At 68.4% G+C, this 26,542-nt stretch carries 23 protein-coding genes; 9 read left to right on the top strand and 14 right to left on the bottom strand.

Translation table 11 applies throughout. The features are described 5' to 3' along the window. Window positions 1-371: 371 nt before the first annotated feature. The 7 genes from Q322_RS24760 to Q322_RS0105170 form a co-directional block, all read right to left on the bottom strand. Window positions 372-500, bottom strand: coding sequence for a hypothetical protein (locus tag Q322_RS24760; protein WP_281173620.1), 129 nt, complete (start codon window positions 498-500; stop codon window positions 372-374). Between the two features lie 19 nt (window positions 501-519). Next, window positions 520-1,653 (bottom strand): exo-beta-N-acetylmuramidase NamZ family protein, encoded by a 1,134-nt coding sequence (locus Q322_RS0105195; protein WP_211248870.1) that lies wholly within the window; start codon window positions 1,651-1,653, stop codon window positions 520-522. Continuing rightward, window positions 1,650-2,051 (bottom strand): periplasmic substrate-binding domain-containing protein, encoded by a 402-nt coding sequence (locus Q322_RS24105; RefSeq protein ID WP_029476622.1) that lies wholly within the window; start codon window positions 2,049-2,051, stop codon window positions 1,650-1,652. Before Q322_RS24105 ends, Q322_RS0105195 begins: the two co-directional genes overlap by 4 nt. 21 nt (window positions 2,052-2,072) lie before the next feature. Then, on the bottom strand, window positions 2,073-2,834 hold the full coding sequence (locus Q322_RS24100) for an ABC transporter substrate-binding protein (RefSeq protein ID WP_029476619.1): 762 nt from the start codon (window positions 2,832-2,834) through the stop codon (window positions 2,073-2,075). A gap of 84 nt (window positions 2,835-2,918) precedes the next feature. Next, window positions 2,919-4,043 (bottom strand): ABC transporter permease, encoded by a 1,125-nt coding sequence (locus tag Q322_RS0105180; RefSeq protein WP_029476617.1) that lies wholly within the window; start codon window positions 4,041-4,043, stop codon window positions 2,919-2,921. Further along, complete coding sequence (locus tag Q322_RS0105175; RefSeq protein WP_029476615.1) at window positions 4,040-5,011, bottom strand: ABC transporter permease; 972 nt, start codon at window positions 5,009-5,011, stop codon at window positions 4,040-4,042. The genes Q322_RS0105180 and Q322_RS0105175 overlap by 4 nt, the downstream gene beginning before the upstream one ends. Window positions 5,012-5,371: 360 nt before the next feature. Continuing rightward, window positions 5,372-7,138, bottom strand: coding sequence for an ABC transporter substrate-binding protein (locus Q322_RS0105170; RefSeq protein WP_029476614.1), 1,767 nt, complete (start codon window positions 7,136-7,138; stop codon window positions 5,372-5,374). A gap of 197 nt (window positions 7,139-7,335) precedes the next feature. Here Q322_RS0105170 and Q322_RS0105165 point away from each other — a divergent pair, with 197 nt between their 5' ends. The 4 genes from Q322_RS0105165 to Q322_RS0105150 all read left to right on the top strand — a co-directional run bounded on the left by Q322_RS0105165 (window position 7,336) and on the right by Q322_RS0105150 (window position 11,310). After that, a complete protein-coding gene (locus Q322_RS0105165; RefSeq protein WP_029476613.1) occupies window positions 7,336-8,109 on the top strand; it encodes a GntR family transcriptional regulator in 774 nt (257 codons plus the stop codon). Continuing rightward, complete coding sequence (gene murQ, locus Q322_RS0105160; protein WP_029476611.1) at window positions 8,106-9,032, top strand: N-acetylmuramic acid 6-phosphate etherase; 927 nt, start codon at window positions 8,106-8,108, stop codon at window positions 9,030-9,032. Before Q322_RS0105165 ends, murQ begins: the two co-directional genes overlap by 4 nt. After that, window positions 9,026-10,045 carry a serine hydrolase domain-containing protein gene (locus tag Q322_RS0105155; protein ID WP_029476608.1) on the top strand — a complete coding sequence of 340 codons (1,020 nt, stop codon included), beginning with the start codon at window positions 9,026-9,028 and terminating at the stop codon, window positions 10,043-10,045. The genes murQ and Q322_RS0105155 overlap by 7 nt, the downstream gene beginning before the upstream one ends. A 125-nt stretch (window positions 10,046-10,170) precedes the next feature. Further along, window positions 10,171-11,310 carry an ABC transporter substrate-binding protein gene (locus tag Q322_RS0105150; RefSeq protein ID WP_029476607.1) on the top strand — a complete coding sequence of 380 codons (1,140 nt, stop codon included), beginning with the start codon at window positions 10,171-10,173 and terminating at the stop codon, window positions 11,308-11,310. 66 nt (window positions 11,311-11,376) lie between these two features. On the opposite strand, the gene Q322_RS21575 is transcribed toward Q322_RS0105150, so the two are convergent. The 6 genes from Q322_RS21575 to Q322_RS0105120 all read right to left on the bottom strand — a co-directional run bounded on the left by Q322_RS21575 (window position 11,377) and on the right by Q322_RS0105120 (window position 18,999). Next, on the bottom strand, window positions 11,377-13,608 hold the full coding sequence (locus tag Q322_RS21575) for an ATP-binding protein (RefSeq protein WP_156952895.1): 2,232 nt from the start codon (window positions 13,606-13,608) through the stop codon (window positions 11,377-11,379). A gap of 51 nt (window positions 13,609-13,659) precedes the next feature. After that, the gene (locus tag Q322_RS0105140; RefSeq protein ID WP_029476604.1) at window positions 13,660-14,397 is read right to left on the bottom strand and encodes a hypothetical protein; all 738 of its coding nucleotides are present in this window, start codon (window positions 14,395-14,397) and stop codon (window positions 13,660-13,662) included. Further along, entirely contained in the window at window positions 14,384-15,442 is a 1,059-nt protein-coding gene (locus Q322_RS0105135; protein ID WP_245593145.1) for a flavin-containing monooxygenase, read from the bottom strand. The genes Q322_RS0105140 and Q322_RS0105135 overlap by 14 nt, the downstream gene beginning before the upstream one ends. A 12-nt stretch (window positions 15,443-15,454) precedes the next feature. Continuing rightward, window positions 15,455-17,041: a dihydrolipoyl dehydrogenase family protein gene (locus tag Q322_RS0105130; RefSeq protein WP_051668232.1), complete on the bottom strand. Its 1,587-nt coding sequence runs from the start codon at window positions 17,039-17,041 to the stop codon at window positions 15,455-15,457. 92 nt (window positions 17,042-17,133) lie between these two features. Continuing rightward, on the bottom strand, window positions 17,134-17,901 hold the full coding sequence (locus tag Q322_RS0105125; RefSeq protein ID WP_051668231.1) for a nitroreductase family protein: 768 nt from the start codon (window positions 17,899-17,901) through the stop codon (window positions 17,134-17,136). A gap of 294 nt (window positions 17,902-18,195) precedes the next feature. After that, complete coding sequence (locus Q322_RS0105120) at window positions 18,196-18,999, bottom strand: alpha/beta hydrolase (protein WP_029476596.1); 804 nt, start codon at window positions 18,997-18,999, stop codon at window positions 18,196-18,198. 115 nt (window positions 19,000-19,114) lie between these two features. Here Q322_RS0105120 and Q322_RS0105115 point away from each other — a divergent pair, with 115 nt between their 5' ends. From Q322_RS0105115 to Q322_RS0105095, 5 genes are all read left to right on the top strand, one after another. After that, entirely contained in the window at window positions 19,115-19,609 is a 495-nt protein-coding gene (locus Q322_RS0105115) for a hypothetical protein (protein WP_029476594.1), read from the top strand. A gap of 180 nt (window positions 19,610-19,789) precedes the next feature. Further along, on the top strand, window positions 19,790-21,319 hold the full coding sequence (gene glpK / locus Q322_RS0105110) for a glycerol kinase GlpK (RefSeq protein WP_029476592.1): 1,530 nt from the start codon (window positions 19,790-19,792) through the stop codon (window positions 21,317-21,319). 285 nt (window positions 21,320-21,604) lie between these two features. After that, entirely contained in the window at window positions 21,605-23,953 is a 2,349-nt protein-coding gene (locus Q322_RS21570) for an acyl-CoA dehydrogenase family protein (RefSeq protein ID WP_084147803.1), read from the top strand. Then, window positions 23,950-24,672, top strand: coding sequence for a PIG-L deacetylase family protein (locus Q322_RS0105100; protein WP_029476589.1), 723 nt, complete (start codon window positions 23,950-23,952; stop codon window positions 24,670-24,672). The genes Q322_RS21570 and Q322_RS0105100 overlap by 4 nt, the downstream gene beginning before the upstream one ends. After that, window positions 24,669-25,256, top strand: coding sequence for a class I SAM-dependent methyltransferase (locus Q322_RS0105095; RefSeq protein ID WP_029476587.1), 588 nt, complete (start codon window positions 24,669-24,671; stop codon window positions 25,254-25,256). Before Q322_RS0105100 ends, Q322_RS0105095 begins: the two co-directional genes overlap by 4 nt. Here Q322_RS0105095 and Q322_RS0105090 read toward each other — a convergent pair. Beyond that, complete coding sequence (locus Q322_RS0105090; RefSeq protein ID WP_051668229.1) at window positions 25,223-26,359, bottom strand: glycosyltransferase family 2 protein; 1,137 nt, start codon at window positions 26,357-26,359, stop codon at window positions 25,223-25,225. The two genes, Q322_RS0105095 and Q322_RS0105090, sit on opposite strands and share 34 nt — an antisense overlap. Window positions 26,360-26,542: the final 183 nt, after the last annotated feature.

Below are 26,542 nucleotides of genomic sequence, written 5' to 3'. Positions count from 1 at the left end.
GCCGGAGATGAGGACATGTTGGTGGATAGGCGTGCGGTCAGCGGCAAAGATGGGAAAGGCAAGCTCACGGTGAGAACGTTTCATGGCTGTTGCAAGTTAGGCGGGCCAACGTTACGCCTCCGCTAATCACGGGGCGATTTAAAGCGTGTGCAGCGCGTCTCTTAACGTGAGATCAACATTGCCAGAGCCTGGCCCCTCCATTACCACTACATTGCGGTTTTTGTGAGGTCAGCGCTGCTCAGGGTCCTTTCCCATGTCAGCGTGATGCTGGGCGACGCGGTAACTACGAATGAACCGCACCGATGGGCAGGCTGTGGCGGCCCCTCTGATCTGGCAGGCCATCTGCCGTTGCAGCGCAGGTGTGCAGAGCGTCAAATCAGGAGCATCCGGAAAAGCGCCGCATGTTCTTCCAGACCAAGCAGCGGCGTCCGCTCTGCTTGTTCCTTCAGCCGGGTTGAGGTGTTCACTTCAGGGGCAATCCGCATGGGGGCAAGCCGCATGGACCTCCGAGACGGCTCTTCAGCGGGCATACAGACGGTGGGGGGAGAGGACCTGGGCTTGCTCCTGCGCGGCACGCTGCCATCCTGGAAGCATCGCCAGCGCAGCCTCCGGCGTAGCGGGAACCTTGCCAGCGGGAACGCCGAGGAGTTTCTGGAGCCAGTTGGAATTGCGCGCCGCACCGGCCTCCTCGAGCGCGGTGAACAGGGCCAGACCCAGGGGCAGCAGCTCCGGCAGCGTGGCATCCGAGTCAGGGTGCAACTGCACGCCCGCGCAGCGCTGACCCGCGTGTTTGCTGGTGGTGGGCGTGAAAAATGCTGGGCGGGCGGTGACGCCCAGGTCCAGCGCGTTCAGCCGGGCGGCCAGCGCGTGGGCGTCCAGGCCCGGCGCGCCGAATTGCCGGAAGGGCAGGGCCGTGCCGCGACCCTCACTGGCGTCCAACGCCTCGACCAGCGCACCTGCCGGGTAAAGCTGCGCCGCCGCGAGGTCCGGCAGGTTGGGGCTGGGCGGCACCCAGGGGCGGCCCGTGTGCCAGCCGTCCGGCGCGTCGGTGGGCAGCACCTCGGCCCCCACGCCCTCTCCGGCAGCCAGTAGACGCACCACCTCGCCGATGGTCAGGCCGTGGCGCAGCGGCAGCGCGCTGGAAATGCCCACGTAGGACTCGAACGCCGGCTCCAGGAGCGGCCCCTCCACCGCAAAGCCGATGGGATTGGGCCGGTCAAGAACCACCACCCGCAGCCCCAGCGTCCGCGCGGCCCGCAGCGCGTCCCGGACGGTGCTGATGTAGGTGTAAAAGCGCACCCCAACGTCCTGAAGGTCCACCAGCAGGGTATCGAGGCCCGCCAGCCGCCGCGCGGTTTCTTCATCGCTCAGGTGGTACAGCACGCACGTCGGCAGGCCGCTGGCCGCGTCGCGCTCCAGTTCCGGAGCCTCGCCGGGTGCGCCGCTGCCGTCCACGCCGTGCTCGGGGCCAAGCAGCCGGTCCAGCGTCAGCCCGGCGCGGGACAGCGCAACGGCGCTGGGGATCAGGTCGCGGGTGACGCCGCTGGGATTGGTCAACAGCCCCACCCGGCCCCAGGCGTCGGCGGCCTCCACCGTGGCCAGCAGCCGCTCCAGGCCCACCTGCGGGGGGTCACGGAAGGAACCCGCGTTCACTTTTCGAAGACGGTGTAGTTGCTGCTGATCACCGCATTGTCCTTGACGTAATAGTTGCCGATGCGCGCCTGGAAGGCCGCCACCGAGTCCGGCTTGACGATCAGAATCACCGGCAGGTTCTTGGCGAAGAGCTGCTGCCACTCGTTGTACAGCGTCTTGCGCTGCGCCTGATTGCCCAACGCCTCAGCCTGCGCGAAGATGTCGTAGATGCGCCGCTCGCTGGCGGTCATGGCCGCCAGGTTGGGTGCGGTGCCCTCCTGGGCAGGTTGCAGGCTGCGCCGCCAGTAGTGCAGCGCGCCGCCTGGCTGCCAGATGTCCTTGCGGAGTTGCGGGTCCGGCTGATCGCCGAAGGTAGACAGCACCAACTCGAAATTGCCGCTCAGGGCGGTGGACAGCACCGTGCTGCCCGTGATGCCCTGCTAGTTGACCTTGACGCCAAGCTTGGCCAGGTCACTTTGCAAGATGGTCCCGATCCCCGGCATGGTGCTGCTGTCGGCGGCGTGCAAGATGTTGAATTCCACGTTGGGGCCGCCGCCGGGGTAGTTGAGCGGATTGTACTTGGCCAGCTTGTGCTGCGGCAGGATCGGCACAAAGGTCAGCGCCTGGAGCATCGCGCCGTAGGGTTTGGGGGCCGTGACCTTGACGGTGTAGGCGTCCACCTTGCTGAAGGTCAGCGGGTCCTTGCCCACCTTGAACACCGCCGACTGGTTGGCCTTGAGGCCGGTGTTCGAGGCCACGTCCACCAGCGTAAAGAGCACGTCGTCGGCGCTGAAGTCCTGACCGTCGCTCCACTTGACGCCCCGACGCAACTTGAGGGTGACGCTGCGGCCATCCGGCGTGAAGGTCCACGACTCGGCCAGTGCGGGAAACAGCTTGTTGGTCAGCGGGTCGAGGGTGATCAGGCGGTCCAGCACGTTGTTCATGACCGTGTACGAGTTGTTGTCCAGCACCGCAAAGTAGTTGAAGCTCTGCGGACTGCTGACCAGCGGCAGGGTCAGTGTGCCGCCGCGCTTGCCACCCGTCTGGAACAGCGAGGGCGGCACGTTGGACTTGCCCTGTGCTGACTTGCCCTGTGCTGACTGGGTCTGTGAGGTCTGGGTCTGTGAGGTCTGGGCCAGGGCCGGCGCGCACAGCAGCGCGGCGCTGACGGCGAATAGGGCGGACAGGGAGCGGGTTTTCATGTGGACCTCCTGGGGCGAGAAGGGGGACATGTCTGGGAAGCAGCGGGCGGTGGTCAAGTAGCGGCAGTCATATGATGGAAAGCGCTAGCGGCTCTGGGTGTCTGCCGCGTCGCGCAGAGCGTCGCCCATGAAGTTAAAGGCCAGCACCGACAGCACGATCAAGACGCCGGGCAGCAGCAGCCAGGGGTACAGGTTCAGCGTCTCGAAACTCTGGGCGTCCTTGAGCAGCAGGCCCCAACTGGTCATCGGTTCCTTGATGCCCAGGCCCAAAAAGCTCAGGGCGCTCTCGCCCAGGATGTAGCCGGGCAGAGCCAGCGTGGCGGTCACGATCAGAAAGGAACTCAGGTTGGGCATGATGTGGCGCAAGATCACCCGCAGGTCCGAGCCGCCGATGGCCCGCGCCGCCTGCACGTAATCCACCGTGCGCGCGCTCATGACCTGACCGCGAATGACCCGCGCCAGCCCCGCCCAGCCGATGAGGGACAGCACCGCCACGATGCCCAGGTACACCCAGGTACTCGGCCATCTGGCCGGAATGATGGTGGACAGCGCCAGCAAAATGGGCAGGCGCGGAAAGGACAGCAGCACCTCCACCACCCGCTGGATCAGATTGTCGACCCAGCCCCCAAAATACCCGCTGACGCCGCCCAGCACGATTCCGATGGTGAACGAGATCAGGATGCCGATCACGCCCACCGTCAGGCTGACCTGCGAGCCGACCAGCATGCGCGACAGCAGATCGCGCCCGAACTTGTCGGTGCCCAGGGGAAAGAACGTGCCGTCCTTCACGCCGAACAGGTGCCACTGACTCCTGAAGACGCCCAGAAAGTTGTACTGGGATTCCAGCGGGTCCTCGCCGCGCACAAGAAACAGAATGGGCTGCGGCCTGCTGGTATCGGGCGCGAAGGTGCTCAGGTACGTGACCGGATCACGGGTCTTTTTAAACCCGTATACGAAGGGCCGCATCACCTGACCGTCGTGGACGATGTGGACCGGCTGCGGGCGCTGGAACGGGTAGGCCTCGTGCTGGGCGGTGATGGAATACGGGGCCAGAAACCCGGCCAGCAGGGCGACGGTGTACATGATCGCCAGCACCCAGGCGCTGATCACCCCGACGCGGTTGCGGCGAAAGCGCCGCAGGGCCAGCGACAGCGGGGTCTGCCGGACCTCGGGGGCGGGGGCCAGAGCGGTCACCGTCGGGGCGGTCATTCGAACCTCACGCGGGGGTCCGCCCAGGCCAGCGCCAGATCGGAGAGCAGCGTGCCGATCAGCAGCAGCAGCGCGCTGAACAGCAGCAGCGTCATGGCGACGTACTGGTCCTTGTTGAGCAGGCTGTCGTACAGGAACGGCCCGATGGTCGGCAGGTTCAGCACGATGCTGGCGATAATGGTGCCACTGATCAGGGTGGGCAGGCTCAGGCCCGCCAGGCTGATCAGGGGGTTGACCGCGTTTCTCACCGCGTGCCGCCACAGCACCGCCTGTCCGGCCAGGCCCTTGGCCCGCGCCGTGCGCACGTAATCCTGGTTGATCACGTCCAGCATCGAGGCCCGCATCTGGCGCATCAGGCCCGCGACCCCCTCCAGGCCGATGGCGATCATGGGAATCCACAGGTGGTTCAAGAGGTCAAACACCTTGGCCGCGCTCCAGGGCGCGCCGATGTACTGCGGACTGAACAGCCCGCCCACATTGGTGCCCCCCGTGTTCAGCACCAGCGCGATCAGCAGCAGCGCCACCAGAAAGTCCGGCGTCGCCAGGCTGATGTAGCCCAGAAAATTGGTGATGGTCGCGCCGAAGCCGTAGCGGTTCAGCGCCGTGTAGATGCCCAGCGGAATGGCGATCACCCACGACACGATCAGGGTCAGCACCGCCAGAAAGACCGTCCAGCCCAGCCGCTCCCAGATCAGGCTGGAGACCGGGCGTCCGTTGACGAACGAGTACCCAAAATCTCCGTGTAAGATGATGCCCTTGATCCAGGTCAGGTACTGCACCCACAGCGGCTGATCCAGCCCCAGTTGCCGGGTGATGGTCTCTACCGACTCGCGCGTCACGCGCGGATCATCCAGGTACTGGTCCAGAAACGATCCCGGCTGCAACTGGATCACGGTAAAGCACACCACGCTGATCAGCAGCAGCGTGGGAATCATGCCCAGAATGCGGCGCAGGGCGTAGCTCAGCACGGGGGCGGCCCATAGCCCGTGACGAATGTGGTGTGGGGACGATGTCTGAACATGGCATGCACTCCATCTGCTGTCGAGACTTCCTTCTCAGCGGCGGGAAGGATGGGCTGAGCCAGGAGGGAGCAGCACAATCAACCTCTGATACGGATTCCGGTCATTCAGTTATCTTTTGGGACAGCACCAAAAGCCAACACCATTCTGGAATCCGTACTTTTCCTTCTCCCGTTGGTCGGGTTTCGCAGTTATTTCATAACTGTTCAACCGGAATCCGTATGACCCTCACAACCTCTAACTCTAAGAGAAGTGGGCCGCAGATTGAGAGCGTCCCGCCGCCCAACCCGCACCCCACGTCCGCCAGCCTTACTTCTGGTAAATCAGCGGGACAGGATTGTAGCCGGGGATCACGCCCAGGTTGTAGATGTAATTGCCATACTTGTTGCTGACCGCGCCGATGTTCTCCGGCTTGGCAATCGGCGTGACCGGCAGGTTCTGAGCGAACAGCAGCTGCCAGCGGGTGTACAGCGCCTTGCGCTGGCTGGGCGAAGTGGTGGTCGCCGCGTCGTTGAAGATGGTGTAGATCTCCTTTTCCCAGGAGGCCATCTTGGCGAGGTTGGGCGTGCCGCCCTCTGTCGCGGGCTGGGTGCTGCGGTGCCAGTAGTACAGCGCACCGCCGGGCTGCCAGATCGGCTTACGCAGCTCGGGATCAGGCTGATCGCCGAAGGCCGCCAGCAGCGCTTCATAATCACCCGCCATGCCGGTGGAGAACAGCTTGCTGCTCAGCACGCCCTTGAGGTTGACCTTGACGCCCAGCTTCTTGAAGTCGCTTTGCAGAATGGTGGCAATCGCCGGGTACACCGAGCTGTCGGTGCCGTAGGTCAGGTCGAATTCCAGGTCCTTGCCGCCGGGAACGTTGCGCACGCCGTCGCCGTCGGTGTCCTTGACATTCAGGGCGTCCAGGGCCTTGCCCGCCGCCACCAGATCGAATTTGCCCAGTTGGGCCTTGGTGTTCACATACCACTGCGTATTCACCGGCGCGATGCCGTGGCCGGGAAGGCTGGCGAGGCCGTTGTACACGGTGTCGATGATGCGCTCGCGGTCCACGGCGATCTGCATGGCGCGGCGGAAGCGGGCGTCGCTGAACAGCTTGGACAGCGCCGCGTCCTTGGCGTCGAAGTTGTAGGCCAGGAAGGGCGGGCTGCCGAACAGCGCTGTGGAGCGGATGACCTTGAAGGGCGCGCCCGCGACCTCCTTGGATTTCAGATCGGGGAACTGCGCGCCGCTGATGTTGAGCTGGTCCAGATTCCCGGCCAGGAACTGCGCCACCTGCGCCTGCGGATCGCGGATGATTAAAAAGTCCAGCGCGTTCAGGTAGGGCAGTTGGGTGCCGCTGGCGTCCACCTTCCAGAAGTTGGGATTCCTGACCAGACTGACCTTCTGGCCCGCCGTGTAGCCCGCGAGTTTAAAGGGGCCGGTGCCCACGACCTCGGTAGGGGCGACATTGGTCGGCCAGGCGTTGTTGATGTCGGCGGCCTTGGCCCCGCCGTCCTGCGAGAACTTGACCAGCTTGTGCTGCGGCATGATGAAATAGCGCTGCTGCAAAAGGAAGGCGGGCGCGGCGCGCGGCAGGTTGAACTGCACGGTACTGGCGTCCACCTTCTTGATGGTGATGTCCTTGCCGTCCAGCTTGAAGTTGCCAGCGTCGCCCGCGCGGGCTTCCGGGTTCATGACCATGTTCTTGTAGGTAAAGATCACGTCGTCGGCATTGAAGGCCTGGCCGTCGCTCCACTTGACGCCCTGCCTCAGCTTGAAGGTGTAGACCTTACCGTCCGGGCTGATGGTCCAGCTCTCGGCCAGCGCGGGTTCGATCTTGTAGGTGGAAAAGTTAAATTCCACCAGCCCGTCGAACAGTTGCTGTGAGACCAGGCCGAGGTTGTTGTCGATCACACCGTAGTAAAACAGGCTCTGCGGGCTGTCGCCCAGGGCCAGGGTCATGTTGCCGCCAGCCTTACCCTTGACCACACCCAGCGGGCTGTAGCCGTCCACCTTCTTGGGCGCGGCCAGCGCGCCGCCGATGAGTGCCAGGGAAATCAGGGCCAGGGCGGGACGAATACGGGTAGGGGTGGACATGTCAGACCTCCGAAGAAAGTTGAGTGGGCCTCTGGATGCTGGGACTTGCGGACCGGTACGCGCTGGACTCTTACTTCAATTTGTGACCTTGCACTGTCAGGAATTAAGTTGTGATGCTCGGTCCCCAGCTTAAGACCACTTTGCATCCAATAGCAAGCCCCTTGCGGGGTGGTGTGGGAGTGGTATGTTCTTCCTACATGTCACCAACCCCGCCACCGTGGGCCATTCCGCTGGATTCGGCCAGCGACCTGCCCGTGTACATGCAAGTCGCTCAGGGTCTGGAACAGCGCATCCACAGCGGCGACCTGCGCCGGGGCAGCGCCCTGCCCGCCGAGCGCGAGCTGGCCTCGCACCTGCGGGTGTCGCGCGTGACAGTGCGGCAGGCACTGGCGCTGCTGGCGCAGCAGGGCCTGCTGACCCGCAAGCACGGCAGCGGCACCTTCGTCACGCCGCCCAGACCGGAGGAACGGCCCAGCCGCACGCTGGGGCTGCTCAGCTCGTTCTCGGAGGACGTGCGTTCGCGTGGGCAGACGCCGGGGGCGCGGGTGCTGGGATTTGAACACGTCCGTCCCAGCCCGCAGGAGGCCATGAGCCTGGCCCTGTCGCCCGGGGACAAGGTCTACCGGATTCGGCGGCTGCGGACTTCCGACGGCGAGGCGCTGGCGGTGGAGGACAGCACCCTGCCCGCCGCGCTGGTGGGCGAACTGTGCGAGGAGGACGTGAGCGACGCCAGCCTGTACGCCCTGCTGGGCAACCGGGGTTTGCAGCCGGTGCGGGCCATCCGGCACCTGCGGGCACTCAGCGCGGACCTGACGCTGTCCGAGTTGCTGGGCGTGGCCCCCGGCGCGGCGCTGCTGGCCACCGAGCGGGTGTCGTGGACGGTGGGCGGGCGGCCCGTGGAATACGCCCGCGCCCACTACCGGGGAGATCGCTACGACTTCGTAATGGAGTTGCACGGGGACGGCGAATGACGGCTGATCCCCGCAGGCCTGGTCCCCTGCTGCCCGATCCGCGGCGCACCGAGGGCGTCCACCCGGACCACCCCGATCTGGACCGGCTGGGGGTCCCCGAACTGGTGCGCGTGCTGGCCGATGACCAGACCGGCGCGGTGGAGGCGGTGCGGGCGGCGGCCCCCGCCCTCGCGCGGGCAGTGGAATCGGCCCTGCCCCGGCTGGAACGCGGCGGGCGACTGGTTTACGCGGGCGCGGGCACCAGCGGACGCCTGGGCGTGCTGGACGCCACCGAACTGACGCCGACATTTTCCTGGCCCACCGCGCGGGCCGTTCCGCTGATTGCCGGAGGGGAGAGGGCCATCCGCGAGGCGGTGGAGGGCGCGGAAGATGACCGGGAAGCGGGCGAGGCCGATGTCCTCAGCAGCCACATCACACCGAACGACGTGCTGATCGCCATCGCGGCCAGCGGCACCACTCCCTACGTGCTGGGCGCGGCGGACGCGGCGCGGGAGGCCGGGGCGCTGACGGTAGGACTGTCGAACAATCCCGGCACCCCGCTGCTGTCGGCGGTGGACTGCCCGGTGCTCCTCGATACCGGCCCCGAGGTCATCAGCGGCAGCACCCGCCTCAAGGCCGGAACCGCCCAGAAAATCGCGCTGAATACCTTTTCCAGCGCCTTGATGGTCCGGCTGGGCAAGGTGTACGGCAACATGATGGTGGACGTGCGGGCCACCAACGCCAAGCTGGAGGGCCGCGCCGTGCGCCTGGTGCGCCACGCCACCGGGGCCGACGAGGCGGCAGCGCGTGAGGCGCTGAACGACAGCGGCGGCAGCGTCAAGGTGGCCATCGTGAAGCTGCTGCTGGGCGTCAGCGCCGATGAGGCCGCCGCCCGGCTGGAAGCGCAGAACGGACATGCCCGCGCCGCACTGGGAGAATCGTGATTCCCGGGCGCACCCGCGAGATTCTGGAGGCGGCGGTGACCTCGGGCGGCCTGCCCGCAGCCGCGCTGGGCGTGGTCAATGCGGCAGGGCAGCGGGCCACCCTCGTTCTCGGCCACGCGCAGCTTCAGCCGGAACGAAGACCCCTGGAAGAGGATTTCTTCTTTGATCTGGCCAGTCTGACCAAGCCGCTGTTTACCGCCCGGCACGTGCTGCGCGCCGCCGAGCAGGGCCACCTGGATCTGGACGACCCGGTGGCGACCCACCTTCCCGAACTGGGCTGGATGCGGGACACACCGCTGAAAACGCGCACCCTGCGCCAGTTGATGACGCACACGGCAGGTCTGCCCGCCTGGGTCCCGCTGTACACCTGGGGGGGGGCCGAGACCATTCGCGCCCGTTTCATGCAGGAGCCATGGCAGATGGCAGACCCGGGTCAAGTCGTGTATTCCGATCTGGGCTACATGCTGCTGGGGCGCGTGCTGGAAAGGGTTTTCGACAGACCGCTGCGCGACTTTGAGCTGGATTACGGCCTGACCTTTTCGCCGGAAGCTAACAAAAGTGTCGCCACCGAGCGCTGTGCCTGGCGGGAACGGTTGCTGCGCGGCGAGACGCATGACGAGAACGCGGCGGCCCAGGGCGGCGTGGCCGGGCACGCGGGGCTGTTTGGCACGCTGGGAGGGGTACTCCATCAGGCCGAGCGGCTGTTGCGCGGCGGCTGGCTGTCTCCCGCTGCACAGGCCGGGGCGCTGCGCGTTCAGGCTCCGGGGCGCACGCTGGCGTTCGTGGCCGCGCAGCCCGGCTGGAGCGGCGGCAGCCTGAGCAGCCCGGCGGCCTTCGGGCACACTGGCTTCACCGGGACCGGGGTCTGGGTGGACCCGGCATACGGCCTGGCCTGGACCCTGCTGACCAACCGTGTCCACCCCAGCCGCCACAATGCCTTCGACATTCAGGGCCTGCGGCGGGCGGTGGGGAACACCTTGCTGGCCGGGCTGGGGCAGCCGGGGCAGCATTGAGCCTTATTTCAGTGCCCCGCCGCATGACGCGCAACGTGCCCGCCAGGCTCACGGTCATCCAACCCGCCATCTGCTAGCATTCCGGCGTCCACAACTCGCGCTTCACCCCCCCTGGAGGTTTCACCATGAACACCCGATTGCTGCTGACTGCCCTGCTCGCCTGCTCCTCGCTCGCCGTTGCTGAAATCCGGGTGGGCGTGATCGTCTCGGGCACCGGACCCGCCGCCAGCCTGGGCATTCCGGAGCGCAACACGGTGGCGCTGCTGCCACAGACCATTGCCGGGCAGAAGATCGTTTACACCATTCTGGACGACGCCAGCGACACCACCGCCGCCGTGACCAGCGCCCGCAAGCTGATCCAGGACAACAAGGTGGACCTGATCATCGGGACCACCACCACCCCGGCCTCGCTGGCGATGATCGACGTGGTCTCGGAAGCAAAAGTACCGATGATCAGCCTGGCGGCCTCCGAGACCATCATCAAGCCGGTGGACGCCAAGCGGCAGTGGGTCTTCAAGACCCCGCAGACCGACGCGATCATGGCCGCCGCAATTGCCCAGCACATGCAGCAGAACAAGATCAAGACGGTGGGTTATATCGGCTTCAACGACGCCTACGGCGAGGGCTGGCTGGCCGAGCTGAAGAAGAACGCCGCCACACGGGGCATCACGGTGGTGGCCGAGGAACGGTACGGGCGCAGCGACACCAGCGTGACCGGGCAGATCTTAAAGATCGTGGCCGCCAAGCCCGACGCGGTGCTGATCGGCGCTTCGGGGGTGCCCGGCGTCCTGCCGCAAAAGACCCTGGGGGACCGGGGCTACGCGGGCAAGATTTATCAGACCCACGGCGTGGCCAATGCCGATTTTCTGCGGGTGGGCGGCAAAGACGTGGAGGGCGCAATTCTGCCCGCTGGTCCGGTGCTGGTGGCCGAACAGTTGCCCGACTCCAACCCCAATAAAAAGGTAGGGCTGAACTACGCCAGCCTGTATCAAGCCAGGTACGGCAATGAGGGCGTCTCTACCTTCGGCGCGCACATGTGGGACGCTGGATTGTTGATGCAAAAGGCCATCCCGGCGGCGCTGAAAAAGGCGCAGCCCGGCAGCGCCGAGTTCCGCAGCGCCCTGCGCGACGCCCTGGAAGGTTCGCGCAACGTGATCGGCGCGCACGGCATCTTCAACCTGTCGGCCACCGATCACCTGGGCCTGGACGCCCGCAGCCGCGTGATGGTGCAGGTCGTGGACGGCAAGTGGAAACTGCTTAAATAGGCGTCTGGAAACGGGCGGCGCGTGGAGAGCGGTCTCCCTACGCCGCCTTTTATGCTGCCCGGCGGCTCAGTTTCCGCGTGGCAGAGTAAAGCTGAAGGTGGCCCCCGCGCCGTCCCCCGTCTGGGCGGCCACCGTTCCGCCGTGCCGGCTCACGATGCGCCGGACGGTGGCCAGCCCCACCCCGGTGCCCTCGAACTCGCGTTCGTGGTGCAGGCGCTGGAAGACCCCAAACAGCCGGTCGGTGTAACGGGGATCGAAGCCCACACCGTTGTCGCGCACCAGCACTGCCCACTCGCCGGGGCGCTGCTCGGCCCAGACCTCGATCACCGACTGGGCACGGGTCCGGGTGTACTTCACGGCGTTGGACAGCAGGTTGACCAGAACCTGGCGCAGCAGGTGGCGGTCCCCGCTGACCTGCGGCAGGGTCCCCACCCGCCATTCCAGGGGCCGAGATCGGTCCTCTGCCTCTGCCGTGAGTTCGACCTGCACCGAGGTCACCAATTCGGCCAGTTCCACGTCTTCCACGCGCAGCGGCTGCCGGGTCGTGCGTGACAGGTCTAGCATGGCGTCGATCAGGATGTTCATGCGGCCAGCGGCGTCGTCAATCACACTCAGGTAGTGGCTGACCTTGAGATCCGGGGGGTCCGCGATCCGGGCGCGCAGCAGGGCGTTGAAGCCCTTGATGTGCCGCACCGGAGTCCGCAGATCGTGTGACACGCTGTAGGCAAAAGCCTCAAGTTCTCCCACCGCCACCTGCAATTCGGCGTTGCTGCGGGCCAGTCGGCGCACGCCCTCGGCCCGCTCCAGCGCCAGCCCCAGGCTGCGGCCCACCGCCCGGAACACCGCCCGCTGACGCTCGGGCCAGCGGCCCTGACGGCGGGAGGCCATGATCAGCATGCCGGTCATGGTCTCGCCCTGAAAGAACGGCTGGAAGGCCAGGGCGCGGTACAGGGCGACGCCGGGACGCCCGTCGAGCCGCCCGTCAATGTCTTCCAGGAAAACGCTCTGGCCGGTGCGCTGCGCCTCCTCGAAGCCCGGATCGCTGGGCCGGTAGCCCGCCAGCGCCTCGGCCCGCAGGTCTTCCGGAAAACTGGTGGGCCAGACCCTGAGCCTGAACACCTCACCCTCGCGCTCGGAGTAGGTCACGTCCACGTCGTGGGCCTCGGCCAGCACCGCCGCCGCCTGCCGGATCAGCGCCAGCACGTCGGTCTCGCTGCCCACCGACTCGGTAAACGCCGTGAAGGCGGCCAGGGCCGCGCGCTCCTCGTCCAGTTGGCGGGTCTGCTCGGCGCGTTCCAGCGCCAGCGTCAGGCTGCGCCCCAGCGCCCGCATCAGGCCCCGGTCGCGGCCCCGCCACGTCTCGCCCACCCGCAGGCCCACCGTGAGGATGCCGCGCACTTCCTGTCCCACCACCAGCGGGTAGATGCACACCGGCCCGAAGTCGTCGGAGTTCTCGATCCGCTCGCGCGCCGCGTCCCAGCCATCGATAAAGACCGGCTGCCGGGTGTCCAGCGCCCGCCTGAAGGACGGCGTGTCCAGCGCCAGCCCGGGGCGGGTCATAGCGATCTGCCCGGGAGTCATCTCGGAGGTCCAGGTCAGCGCCTTCCACAATCCGTCCCGAATCTCGTAGTACGCGCTGCTGTATTCGGAAAAATGCGCGTCCATCACCGCGTAGGCCTCGCGGCTCAGGGCCAGCACGTCGGTCTCGGCGGCGGCGCGCTCGGTAAATGCGGCGAAGACCTCCAGCGCCGCGGCCCCATCGTCTTTCTGTCGTGCCGGATTGCGGCGGCGGTCCCGCGCGGCGTCCCGTCCGAAGGCCAGGGCCAGACCGCCCCCCACAACCTGGAAGACAGCCCGCTCCTGGTCGGTCCAGCCGCGCCCGGCAGGCAGCGCCACGCTCAGCAACCCGCAGGGCAGGCCCTCATGAAAGTAGGGGTACAGCGCGCCGCCCCGCACCAGGCCCAGGCCACGCCGTTCCGGCTGCCGCATCCCCTCCTCGAAAAAGACCGGGCGCTGCTCCTCAAAGACCCGGATCAGCAGGGGCGAGTCCGCCGGGAGACTGCCCTCCACCTGATCGGGATGTGCCTGCCCCGGCCATGTGACCGGTTGCCAGTGGTTCTCCGCACGGGTGAAAAACGTGACGGTCACGTCGCCCAGCGCGCGGCGCAGCACGTCTCCGGTCAGGCGAAGCTGCTGCGGCAGGTCTGCGGCCCGGCCCAGCCCCCCGGTGAAGTGGGCCAGCACTTCCAGCGGCATCGGATGGTCCGGCAAGCGGTCAACACCGGACGCAGGAGTCATGCCCGCAACATAGCGCCAAACCGCGACGCTGCACGCGCCTGACGCCGGGTGTTACGGCAGCGCCCTGAGGCGCTCGCGCACTTGCCCCTGATCGTATTTCTGCCAGTACGTCTGCGGCGTCAGGGCCAGCGCCCCCTGAAGCAGGGTGCGGGCCTCGGTCTGAAGCGCGGCGGCACGGCCAGAATTACTCTTGGCCAGCAGCAGCAGGCTGTCGGAGTAATTCATGCGAAAGAACACCTCGTTGGGTTCCAGGGCAATGGCCCTTTCAAGGGCGGCGCGCATGGTCTGCTCGCTGGCCCCGGTGGCGAGTTTGATCAGTGAGCCGAGGCCCAGCGCCTGCGCGTGCCACAGGCCCAGCCCCATCCAGGCCCGCGCCTGCCTGGCGTTCAGCTCAGTGGCACGCTCGAACAGCCGCCGGACCTCCAGACCCGTGCGGGTGGCCTGCACCACGCCCACCCCCTGAAGTTGCAGCGCCAGCGCGTTTGCCAGTTCCACGTAGCCGTCGGCGTTTCCGGCGTCGGCGGCGATGGCGGCGCGGGCGGTGGCCTCGGACGCGGCGAACAGCTTTTTCTTGTCGGCCATGCGGTCCATGAAGACCGACTGGCCCACGTACCCACGGGCCAGCAGGGCCAGCGACGGCGCATCCTTGCGGCCACTGAGCAGACGGACCGTGATGTCGGGCTGCCCATTGTTCAGCGCGGCCAGGGCGTCGTCCACGGTGGCGGCCCGCACAGGAGCGGTCAGCAGCAGGACGGCAAACACAGTTTTCAGAAGGTCAGAGGTGGGCATATCGGGTCTCCAGATGTTTGGCCAGCCGCGCCACCACGGACCCGGCGTCGGAGCCCGCCGAGCGGATGGTGCCGGACGCGGCGGTGCGCTGACCGGGCAGTCCAACGAAATATAACCCTGGAAGCGCGGTGCTGACGCCCAGGCGTTGCTGCGGCTCGCCGCGTGCGTCCAGCGCCGCGCGTGGCAGGTACTCACCGTTCCAGCGGTAGCCGGTGGCGTGGATCACGCTGTCCACGGCCTCCTCCTGCCCGCCGGGCCAGCGCACGCCGGTGGACGTGAATGCCCCGAATATGGGGCGGAGGTCAGGATTGCCGCTGTGCAGCGCCGCCCGCAGGCCCGGCACGGCGATCACCGGCTGCACGTCCGGCACGCGCCCGAACGCACCCAGGGGAATTTTCTCCAGACCGGACCAGCCCAGCCAGTCGGTCAGGTCCTGCCCCAGCGGGCGCTGCGCAAACAGTGTTGGGGCGCGGCGCGCGGCCAGCGTGACCCGCGCCACGCCCCCCAGCTCGGCGGCGATCTGCGCGGCGGAATTGCCCGCCCCGACCACGATCACGCGCTGCCCGGCGAAGGGTTCGGGGCGACGGTACTGCGAGGAATGCAGCACCTGTCCGGCAAACGCCGATTCTCCCGGAAGGTCCGGCCAGTTCGGCTGCCCGAAGGTGCCGGAGGCGCAGACCACCGCCCGCGCCCGCCACTCCCGGCCATCCTTGGCGCTGACGCTGAAGATGCCGCCAGTGTTCCGAAGTGACATCACCTCTGCTGCACGGTCCAGCGGAAAGCCGAAATGGGCCGCGTAGGTTTGCAGGTAGGCGATCATCTCACCGCGCGACGGGTAGTGGTGCGGGTCACCGCCGAATGGCAAGCCTGGCAACGCGGAGTGGTTGGCCGGGGTAAACAGGGTCAGACTGTCGTAGTACGCGGGCCACGCGCCGCTGGCGGTGTCGCCCGCCTCCAGCACAGTAAATGTTAGGCCGCACTGCTGGAGCCAGTACGCGGCGGCCAGCCCGGCGGACCCAGCGCCGATGACCACGGCGTCTAGCACATGAGCCACCATTCAGGCGGGCGCGTTCTGGCCCGGAGCGGCAGCTTTTGGTTCGTCTGCCCGCCCTTCAGCCCGCCCAGCCCGCCTCTTGCCGAAGGCCGGGCTGTCCACCAGCAGGCCCAGGTAACTCTGGCGCACCGCCTCGCCAAAAGTGGGGTACGAGACGGGCAGTAGCGCGAGCTTGAGCGGATGAACATTCAGGCGGGGCGACAGGCTCAGGGTCTGGATCAGCTCCCCCGCGCGGCTGCCCACCACCTGCGCGCCCACCACGCGCAATCCCACGGGAGAGCCGAACAGGCCCTTCAAGGTGACGAGCTTCACAAATCCCGCCTCATGCTCGGTGTGGGCGCGGTCCAGGTGGGCAAAGTCGTAGTCCACCACCACCACGCGCCCTGCATACTTCTTGACGGCCTGCGCCTCGGTCAGGCCCCAGTGGGCGATCTCGGGTTCGGTGTAGGTGACCCAGGGAATGTCCTCCACGCGCGCGGCGGGCGCTCGCACGGCGGCCACGCCCTTGCCCCACCAGGCCAGCGCACCCAGTCCGGCCAGCGTGCCGCGCTCGGTCGCGCCGTGCGTGAACATCGGCCCGCCCACCACGTCGCCCGCGCCCCACAGGTACGGGCAGGTGGTGGACTGCATGCTGGCTTTAACCTTCAGCCCCTTCTTGTCGAACTCGGCCCCGATGATTTCCAGGCCCAGCCCCTGCACGCGCGGCGTCTTGCCAACGGCGACGAGCAGGTGCGTTCCCTCTACCGTTTGCCCACCTTTGAGGTGCAGCCTGACGCCCTGTTCGGTGCGCTCGGCCCGCACGGTGTCGGCATTCAGATGGACGGTCACACCGTCATCCCGCAGGACCTCCAGCAGCGCCGCCGACGCTTCCGGCTCGTCCCTGTCGATCAGGCGCTCGCCGTGTTGTAGCGTCGTCACGCGGCTGCCCAGGCGCACGAACGCCTGCGACAGCTCGCAGCCGATCGGGCCGCCGCCCAGCACCAGCAGGTGCGCGGGGCGCTGCGGCACGTCGAAGATGGTCTCGTGGGTCAGAAAGGGAATGTCGCGCAGCCCGTCGATGTCCGGCACCGTCGCCTCCGAACCCGTCGCCAGCACGAACCGCTCGGCCATCACCGTGCGGGACTGGCTGTCGCGGGTCACTTCCAGCACATGCGGCGACACGAAGGCGGCCTGCCCGCCTACCACCGTCACGCCGCGCGCCTCGATGGATTCGGGTGAGTCCACGTCCCTGAAGCTGTCGATGACCCGGTGCAACTCGGCCTGAATGGTGGTCCAGTCCGGCTCGCCGCTGACCTGTAAGCCCAGCGCGGCGCTCTGACGGGCGGCATGGACTTTCCTGGCCATCGCCAGCAGCGCCTTGGACGGAATGCAGCCGGTAAAGGTGCATTCGCCGCCAGTCCGCTCACGCTCGATCAGGATCACGCACTGGCCGCTGCTGGCCGCCATCAGCGCGGCGGTCAGGCCGCCGGACCCCGCGCCGATCACGGCCACGTCGGCTTTCAGGGGCGTATTGCCAGATTTGGGCGGGATGGCCCAGCCGTACCGCTGCGGGTCTGGCGGATGGAACGCGGGATCGGGATTGGATGTCATGCTGCCTCCGGCCCCCAGTCTGTCTGCCCGATGGGCAGGCAATTGTCAAAGGAGGTGCTATCCCCCGGTACGCGGCTGGGCCGCGCAGAGGTTCAATCCGGCTGGGCCTCGCCATCCCTCTGGGCCACACCCCCGCCCAGGTCCACCTGAAAAATCTGTCCCAGCGGCTTGCGCGCCAGCCGTGGCACGGTGGCGTCCAAGGCCGGGTAGCCCACCGGCATGACCACCAGCGCCTCCTCATTCTTCGGACGCTCCAGCAGCTCGGCCAGGAAGCCCATCGGGCTGGGCGTGTGGGTCAACGTGACCAGTCCGGCGTGGTGCAGGGCGGCGATCAGCAGGCCCACCGCAATCGAGGCGCTCTCCACCGTGTAGTAATTCTTGGTCCGCGCGCCGTCCGCGCCCAGGCCGTACTTCTCGCGGAAGACCACGATCACCCACGGCGCGTCGGTCAGGTGGGCCTTGACATAATCGGTCCCCAGCGGGGCCAGCGCCGCGCGCCACTCTTCGGGCATCCGTCCGGTGTAGGTCTTGTATTCCTCGGCCTCCACCGCCCCCCGCAGCCGCGCCTTGAGGGCCGGGTCCTGCACCGCCACAAAGCGCCACGGCTGACGGTGAGCGCCGCTGGGGGCCGTTCCCGCCGTCCGCACGGCCCACTCGATGACGGCCTGCGGCACCGCGTCGCGGCTGAAGTGCCGGGTGGTGCGCCTCCCGTTCATCTCCCGGTAAAAGGCTTCGGCACGCGCCAGCGTCTCTTCGGGCGGCAGGCGGCGGAAATCGAGTGGCTCGAACTGCGGTTCAGGATGACCGGGATAGACCTCTGCAAAGGTGGGCGGCGCGCTGCCGTCGGGTGGGAATGACATGACCCATCATAGGGAGACCCGGCAGTGTCTCGTCTTGGGACGGGGTGCCTGACCACCGGGGAAAGCGGAAAGGCCTTAGATTCCGGGCGCTTTAAAGAAGGTAACTTTCTTACGCCGAAACGATGTGAGGAGACACCAGAAAGCCCGCGCAGACGATTGAAGCTGGGACGTTAGCCATTGACGCTCACCGCAATGGCCGCGCTGCTGACGGGCCTCGCGGCGTTCCTGACAGAGGAAGAAGTGACGCCCTCTCGCCCCCAATTGCATCCTGACGCCGCCCTTTGGCCGAATTTCTTATTCCAGGAGCTGGAGCGCCAGCCCCAGCAACTCCTCTGGCGCGTTGAAGTGATGACGGCCCGGCAGCAGTTGAACGTCACCCGTGACATCCGGCCATGCGTCGGCCAGTTGCTGGGACTGCCACACGAACGCCTCGGACTCGTCCGCACCCACCGCCACGATGAAGGGCGAGGCACTGACCGGGACCAGGAACGCCGGGCTGAGGGCACCGGCCTCCTCCTGTGAGAGTTGAAGATTCGGTTGCAACTCGGTGCGGCGCAGCGGTCCCAGATCGTACAGCCCGCTGATGCCGATGCCGCCGGTCAATTTCACCGCTGGCAGACCCTCGGCGGCCCAGTCGGTGGCGTGGAGCATGGCGGCCAGATGGCCCCCGGCAGAATGCCCGGCCACGATCAGCGGCCCCGGAAACCGGGCGGCCACAAACGCCGCGGCCCGCCGCGCCTGCGAGACGATCCGGGCCAGCGTCACGGCGGGCGTCAGGCCATAGCTCATGACGGCCACGCGGATTCCGGCGTCCAGCAGCGGCGGGGCCAGGTACGAGAAGGTGTCCTTGTATAACGCCTGCCAGTAGCCGCCGTGAATGAACAGCAGGGTGGCCCGGACCCCAGTTTCAGGCCCGAACATGTCCAGCCGCTCGTGTTGGCCGCTGCCGTAGGCCAGTTCCAGCGGTGGACGCGCCTCCCTCACGGCGGCGCTGTCCCGCTGCCACGCCGCGACAATCTCATCGGCGTGCCGCACCCGGCGGCTGGGCATGTACTCGTCGTTGATGGCGGCGTCGAACAGGTCAGGGGGACGGGTCATGCTTCGGTTCTCCGGGTGGGCAGAGGCTCAGATTCGGGGGGTGGCGAGAGGGCAGCGGAAACGCAGCACGCCAGATACTCTAGAGTCACGGGACAGACGGGAAGGGGGTCAGCTTATGGACGAATCACAGGACATGCAAACGCTCTTGGAGCTGACGGACAACTGGCAGGGCGGCGACGTGGGCCGCACCGACCTGGTCTCGGCCCTGCGCCGGGTGGGTGGCGATTCCGGGGAACTGATCCGCGCACTGATCACGCAGCTCAGCCAGGGCGCAAAACAGGCCGGTCAGGGCGAGGAACACCCCGAAAATACCGACGCCTGGCGGCAGGAGCTGATGGCCTGCCGCGCCCGCTCGTGGCCGTACCCGCACGGGGCCGGGCTGCTGGTGGGGCCGCACGTACTGATCCTGACCGACGGCGAACAGGGCGTGCTGCTGCGTGCGGGCCGCCTGCGGGTGCTGACCTCCAGCGTCAGCGCCTCCCTGCTGCTGCTGTGCCAGACCATCGTGATGGCCCAGCATTCCCTGGACGGCAAGGTCGTGGGCCAGGCCAGAACCCAGCGCATCGAATCGGCCTCTACCTCACTTTCAGAAATCGACCCGGTCCGGTAGGGCGGGGCCGGGGGACCCTGGCAGGCGGCGGGTGGAGTTTTCTCCCCGCCGCCTCTTTGCTGGGGAGGTGGCGAGCGGCTGGGCTGGCCGCCGACCCAGTGCCTATGCCGATGCCCTAAAATTTGCAGGCCAACCACCTGTCCGGACCACGCCCCGCAGTCCCCCCAAGGAGTCACGCCCATGCCCAGTTCCTCCCGCCCGCAGTACATCCTGGCCCTCGACGGCGGCACCACGTCCAGCCGCGCCATCGTGTTCGATCACGCGGGCAACGTGGTGGCGCGGGCGCAGAGGGAATTCCGGCAGCTCTTTCCGCGTCCGGGCCTGGTGGAACACGACGCCCAGGAGATCTGGAGCACGCAACTGGGCGTGGCGCAGGAGGCCATCGCCGGGGCGCGGCTACGGGCCAGCGACATCGCCGCCATCGGCATCACCAACCAGCGCGAGACGGTGGTGGTCTGGGACCGCGCGACGGGGCAACCCATTCACAACGCCATTGTCTGGCAGGACCGCCGCACCGCTGGCCTGTGTGACCGTCTGAAGGCCGAGGGCAGAGAGGAAACCTTCCAGTCCAAGACCGGACTGATCCTGGACGCCTACTTTTCGGGGACCAAAGTGGCCTGGATTCTGGACCATGTGAACGGCGCACGCACGCGGGCCGAGCGCGGCGAACTGGCCTTTGGGACGGTGGATTCCTGGCTGGTCTACAACCTGACGGGCGGCGAGCTGCACATCACCGACGCCAGCAACGCCAGCCGCACGCTGCTGTACAACATCCACAGCGGCGAGTGGGACGACGGGTTGCTGGCCCTGCTGAACGTGCCGCGCGCCGTGCTGCCCGAAGTGCGCTCGTCGTCCGAGGTGTACGGCGAGACCGCGCCGGGCCTGCTGGGCGCGCAAATTCGGATTGCGGGCATCGCGGGCGATCAGCAGGCAGCCACCTTCGGGCAGGTCTGCCTGGAACGCGGTATGGCAAAAAATACCTACGGCACCGGCTGTTTCATGCTGATGAACATGGGGGGCGAGGCCGTGCCCAGCCAGAACCGCCTGCTGACCACCGTGGCGTGGCAGTTGCCAGATCAACAGGGCCACGGCCAGCGCACCTACGCCCTGGAAGGTTCGGTGTTCGTGGCGGGCGCGGTGGTCCAGTGGCTGCGCGACGGCCTGGGCATCATCCGCAGCAGCGAGGAGGTCGAGGAACTGGCGACACGGGTGCCGGACAGCGGCGGGGTGTATCTGGTCCCGGCCTTCGTGGGGCTGGGCGCGCCGTACTGGGACCCCTACGCGCGCGGAACCATCGTGGGCATGACGCGCGGCACCACCGCCTCCCATATTGCCCGCGCCGCGCTGGAGGCGGTGGCCTTTCAGAGCGCTGAACTGCTCTCGGCCATGCAAAAGGACAGCGGAGTGACCCTGAAGGAACTGCGGGTGGACGGCGGAGCCAGCACCAATGACCTGATGATGCAGTTCCAGGCCGACGTGCTGGGCGTGCCCGTGGTGCGCCCGCGCGTGACCGAGACCACCGCGCTGGGGGCCGCCTACCTGGCGGGGCTGGCGGTGGGCTTCTGGCACGATCAGGCCGAGTTGCAGGCCATGTGGCAGGAGGACCGCCGTTTCGAGCCAGCGATGGACGCCGATCAACGCGCTTTCAGGCTGGGGCGGTGGAAGAAGGCCGTGGAGCGTTCACGCGACTGGGAAGACGCAGGAGGCTGAGGCGAAAGCAGTTGTGTCTCGCCGAGCGGGTTCACCGCTGAGATTTCCTCCCGCGTGAACTTCTGAGACGCACTTGGACAGACATCGTCCCAGACGGAATTTTTGCCTGTCACTTTCGTAAGGATGGCGGGCCTGGCCCGTCCTGCGGTCAGACGATGAAACGACTCGCAGCGATTCATCTTTACTTCTCCGCCTCGTGCACCAGACCAGTCCAGGCGGCGCAAGCCTACAGAAAGGTTCACGCCCTCCACAGCCGCGCGGCCCCTCCTGGCGGCACTCTGGGCCATGCCCTCGCCCACTGTCCTCGGTCCACCACCTGCCGGGCCGCCCGCGCCCACCCTTTCCCCCGGCTTCCAGTCGCTGTACTGGGGCGGGTTTGAATGCAGCACCCAGCGGCGTCCCTCGGGGCGACGCATCGATGTGATCGACGCCACCGCGCACGACCGCTTTGCCGCGCAGGACTACGCCAGGCTGGCCGCCAGTGGGCTGCTCACGGCCCGCGACGGTCTGCGCTGGCACCTGATCGAGCGCACGCCGGGCGAGTACGACTTTTCCTCGGCGCAGGCGCAGGTCACGGCAGCGCGGGAGGCCGGGGTGCAGGTGGTCTGGGACCTGCTGCATTACGGCTTTCCGGATTTCGTGGACCCATTCGCCCCCGATTTCCCGGCCACCTTTGCCCGCTACGCGGCGGCGGCGGCGCGTTTTCTGCGCGGACACACCGACGGCGCGCTGTGGCTGTGCCCGGTCAACGAGATCTCGTTTACCGCCTGGGGCGGCGGCGACGTGGGCTACCTGAATCCCTTTGCGCTGGGGCGTGGGCTGAGCCTCAAGGCCCAACTGGTGCGCGCGGTGATGGCGGGCATGGACGCGGCGCGGGAGGTGGACCCGGGGGTGCGCTTCTTGCACGCCGAACCGCTGATCGGCGTGCAGACGCATCCCGAGCGCCCGGAAGACCGCGAGGGGGCCGCCCAGAGCCACGCCTCGCAGTTCGAGGCGCTGGACATGCTGCTGGGCCGCCTGCTGCCGGAACTGGGCGGCGCGGAGAGATACGTGGACGTGGTGGGCCTGAATTACTACCCCTACAACCAGTGGTGGCACCACCCCGAGCCGCATCTGCGCCAGGTCATCGCGCGGGATCACCCGGACCACCGCCCGCTGCGCGCCCTGCTGGCCGAGGTCCACGCCCGTTACGCCCGCCCGCTGGTGATCGCCGAAACAGGAGCCGAGAACCAGGACCGCGCCCCGTGGTTCGAGATGATCGCCCGCGAAACGCACCTGGCGCGGGAGGCCGGGGTGCCGGTCCACGGCGTCTGCCTGTATCCGGTGGTCAACCACCCCGGCTGGGACGACGACCGCCACTGTCACAACGGGCTGTGGGATTACCCCGGCTCGCTGGGTGACCGCGCCGTCCACGCCCCGCTGGCCGAGGTGCTGGCCCGCGCCCAGACCTGGAGGCTGGGGGAACAGGAGGGAGCAGGCCCTGTTCTCCTGCCCGAACCCGCCCCCCTGAGCGCTGTGCTGGCCCGCTTCGCCCGCGCCGCGCCCGCCATTGCCGCCGAGGCCGCCGCGCGCGATCAGGACGGGGCCTTTCCCGCCGCCTCCTTCACGGCGCTGCGGGAGGCGGGACTGTTCGCGGCCAGCCTGCCCCCGGAACACGGCGGGCTGGGGGTCTCGGGCACGCGGCTGCTGGCGCTGCTGCGCCGGGTAGGGCGCGCCAGCCTGCCGGTGGGCCGGGTCTACGAGGGCCACGTCAACGCCCTGCACCTGATCCTGAGCTGCGGCACGGCGCACCAGGGGGGACGGGCCGCCGCCGCCGCCCGCAGCGGCGAGCTGTTCGGCGTCTGGAACACCGAGGACGGGCCGGGGCTGCGGCTGGAGCGGGCTGAAAACGGTACCGAGTGGACGCTGGTGGGCGGCAAGACCTTTACCTCCGGGGCGGGGTCCGTCACGCGCCCGCTGCTGCCCGCCGAACTGCCCGGCAGCGGGGGCCGGGTGCTGGCGCTGCTGCCCCACGCCGCGCCGCCGGAGCGCTTTGACCGGGCTTTCTGGCAGCCGCTGGGCATGCGCCCCACCGTCAGCTTCCGCGCCGACCTGACCGGCCTGACGGTCAGCGAGGACGACGTGATCGGGAAGCCGGGCGACTATTACCGCCAGCCGGAATTCGGCGGCGGGGCGCTGCGTTTTCTGGCGGTGCAACTGGGCGGCGCGGACGCCGTGCTGGAGGCCGGGCGGGACGTGCTGCGCGGGCTGGGCCGCAGCGGCGACGACGCCCAGCGCCTGCGCTTCGGCGCGGTGGCGGCCCGGCTGGAGGCCGCCTGGCAGACCGTCCTGCGCGCCTCGGTGCACTTGGAGGGGGCAGGGAAGAATGACCTCCCGCGCGTGCTGGCCTATGTATCCCTGGCCCGCGAGGTCACCGAGGACGCCTGCCTGCTGGCCTGCGAGGCGGTGGAGCGGGCGGTGGGCGCACGTGGTCTGCTGGCCCCGCATCCCGCCGAACGGCTGCTGCGCGACCTGCGGATGTACCTGCGCCAGCCCGCCCCCGACGCCGCCCGCCTGCATCTGGGCAGCGCCGTGCTGGACGCCGCCGAGCTGCCGGGCGACGCCTACAGCCCGTGGGGAGACGAGGGGCTGTGAGACTGGACGCGCTGCGGCTGGACCCCCACACCCTGCCCGGCCCGGTCTGGATCGTCTCGCCGCACCCGGACGACGAGGCGCTGGGCTGCGCGGCCCTGACCGCCACGCTGAGCGGGCTGGGCCGCGAGGTTCACGCCCTGCTGGTCACGGACGGCGGGTTCTCTCACCCCAATTCGCGCGCCTATCCGCGCGCCCGTCTGGCCCGCACCCGCCTGGCCGAGTGGCGCGCGGGGCTGGCGGTGCTGGGCGTGCTAGAAACCCGCACCCACGCCCTGGGCCTGCCGGACGGCGGGCTGGACGCGCTGGACCCCGGCTCCATCCGGCGGGAAGTGGAACGGGCCTTCGCCACTGCACCGCCCGCCACGCTGCTGCTGCCGTGGCGGCGCGACCCGCACCCCGATCACCGCGCGACCTGGGGACCGGTCTGGAACGCGGCCCCGCCCGCTGCCCGGCGACTGGAATACGCGGTATGGCTGCCCGAGCGCGGGGGCGGCAGTGACTGGCCCACCGAACGCGAGGCCCGCGTCTGGACCCTGGCGGTGGGCGCGGCCCGGCCCCGCAAGGCGCAGGCCATCGCCGCCCACGCCACGCAACTGGGCGGCGTGCCCGACGATCCGGACGGCTTCACCCTGGCCCCGGAGATGGTGGAGCGGGCGCTGGACGGCCCGGAGCTGTATTTCGAGGCCGCAGGTCAACCCGCCCTGGAGATCACCGCATGACCCTGCCCGAGACCTATTTCGAGGACGTATACCGCGCCCGCGAGGACCCCTGGGACTTCGCCAGCAGTCCCTACGAGGCGGCCAAGTACGCCCGCACGCTGGCCGCACTGCCCCGCGAACAGTACCCGCAGGTGCTGGAGGTGGGCTGTTCCATTGGCGTGCTGAGCGGCCTGCTGGCGGGCAGGTCCGGACAGCTATGGGCCGTGGACCTGAACGAGCAGGCGCTCGCGCGGGCACGGGCGCGCAACGCGGGCCAGGTCAACATCGTCTTCGAGCGCCGCCGCCTGCCCACAGACCTGCCGGACGGCCCCTTCGACCTGATCGTGCTGTCCGAGGTGCTGTACTACCTCTCGCCCCAGGACCTGGAAACGGCGCTGGACATGATCCTGGCGCGGCTGAGCGCGGGCGGCACGCTGCTGCTGGTCCACTGGACGCCCCATGTCCACGACTACCCGCAGACCGGCGACGCGGTGCATGCCGCCGCCCTGGCTCGCGTGGGACACGGCCTGCGCTGGCGGCACAGCGAGCGCCACGGGGACGGGCAGCAGGGCTACCGGCTGGACGTGTTAACCCGGAGCGGCTGACGGGGGACAGGCACGGCGGTCCGGGCCAGCAGACCGCGCACCTCACCGAGGGCCTGGGCCACGGGAACGGGCGGATACAGGGCGGGCCAGTCCCCCGCCTCCCGCGCGGCGTGGGCCGCCTCCAGCGCCAGCCCGAGGGTGGGCGCGTGCAGGGCCGTGCTGAGCGGCGCGGCATCCGATCGCCACAGCCCAGGCAGATCAGGGTGCCAGCCGCCTGGATACGCCGCCCGCAGACCCGCCTCCGCGTGGGCTAACGCGGCGATTTCCGCGCCGCCGGGCACGAGCCAGGTGGCCGGACCGCGCCGCCACTCGGCCAGTTGGGTGGACAGCCCCACGGTTACCCGGCCCGACAGCCTGGCGCTGGTGTACACGCGGGCGTCGGGGGTATGGCGCAGCGTGCAGTCCGCGCGGCGCAGTTCGCGCACCAGCGCCAGATCCTCCAGGCACGGCACCTGCGGCACCCCGCCCACGGCGCGGTAGGCGCGCACGCTCAGGGCCAGGTTCGCGCCGAAATGCTGGTGGTGGCGCGGCCAGGGATCGGCGGGGTCCGGGTCAAGGCGGGCGCTCAGCTCGCAGGCCGCCAGCCGGTACAGGTCGTCAAGGTGGTGGGTAGAGCGGACCTCCGGGCACAGGGCGGCCCCATCCCCGGCCAGCAGGATGCGCCCTGCGGCGGCGTCGGCCCCGGCCAGAATGGGCCTGAGCAGCGCCCACAGCCAGTCGGGCGCGGCGCGGGTATCAGCGTCGGTGCTGACGATCACTCCGTCGTCCCCGGCCAGTTCGGCGGCGCGGTCCAGGGCGCGGCGGCGTGCGCCGACGACATTGGCCTCGCCGGGAGGCAAGGTGACCTCCTCGGTCCACAGCCTGAATCCCGGCGGCGCAGCCTCCCTAGCGCTGGCCACCGTGTCCCCGGAGCAGTTGTTGACCAGCAGCAGCACGCCAAAGTCCTGAAAGGGCTGCCCAGTCTCACCAATCTGCGCTCCCAGGGCGCGCAATGTCGCCCCAATCGCCTCCCCCTCGTCGCGGGCCGGGATGGCCACGATCACGCGGGGCTGCCCCTGGCCGGGATCGGCAGGTGGCCAGCAGAGGTCAGAGCGCGGCGGCATGCTGGCAGCAGCCTAGCGCCGGACGGCCCTCATTTTGGGTTTAGTTTTCAGCCTGCAATTCTTTAGCCAGAGGCCATCTGAGACGCAATCTAAGCCTATATCACGTTTGCGTTTCGGGGCTGGCTCATATAGTCCGGATGATCACCGTCAGGGGGCCGCCGCGAAGTCACAGCAAGGCTGGTC

This window comes from Deinococcus frigens DSM 12807 (genome assembly GCF_000701425.1).
Classification (GTDB): Bacteria; Deinococcota; Deinococci; order Deinococcales; family Deinococcaceae; genus Deinococcus; species Deinococcus frigens.
Note: the sequence above shows the minus strand (reverse complement) of the source record. Positions and strands in the feature narration are given on the sequence as shown.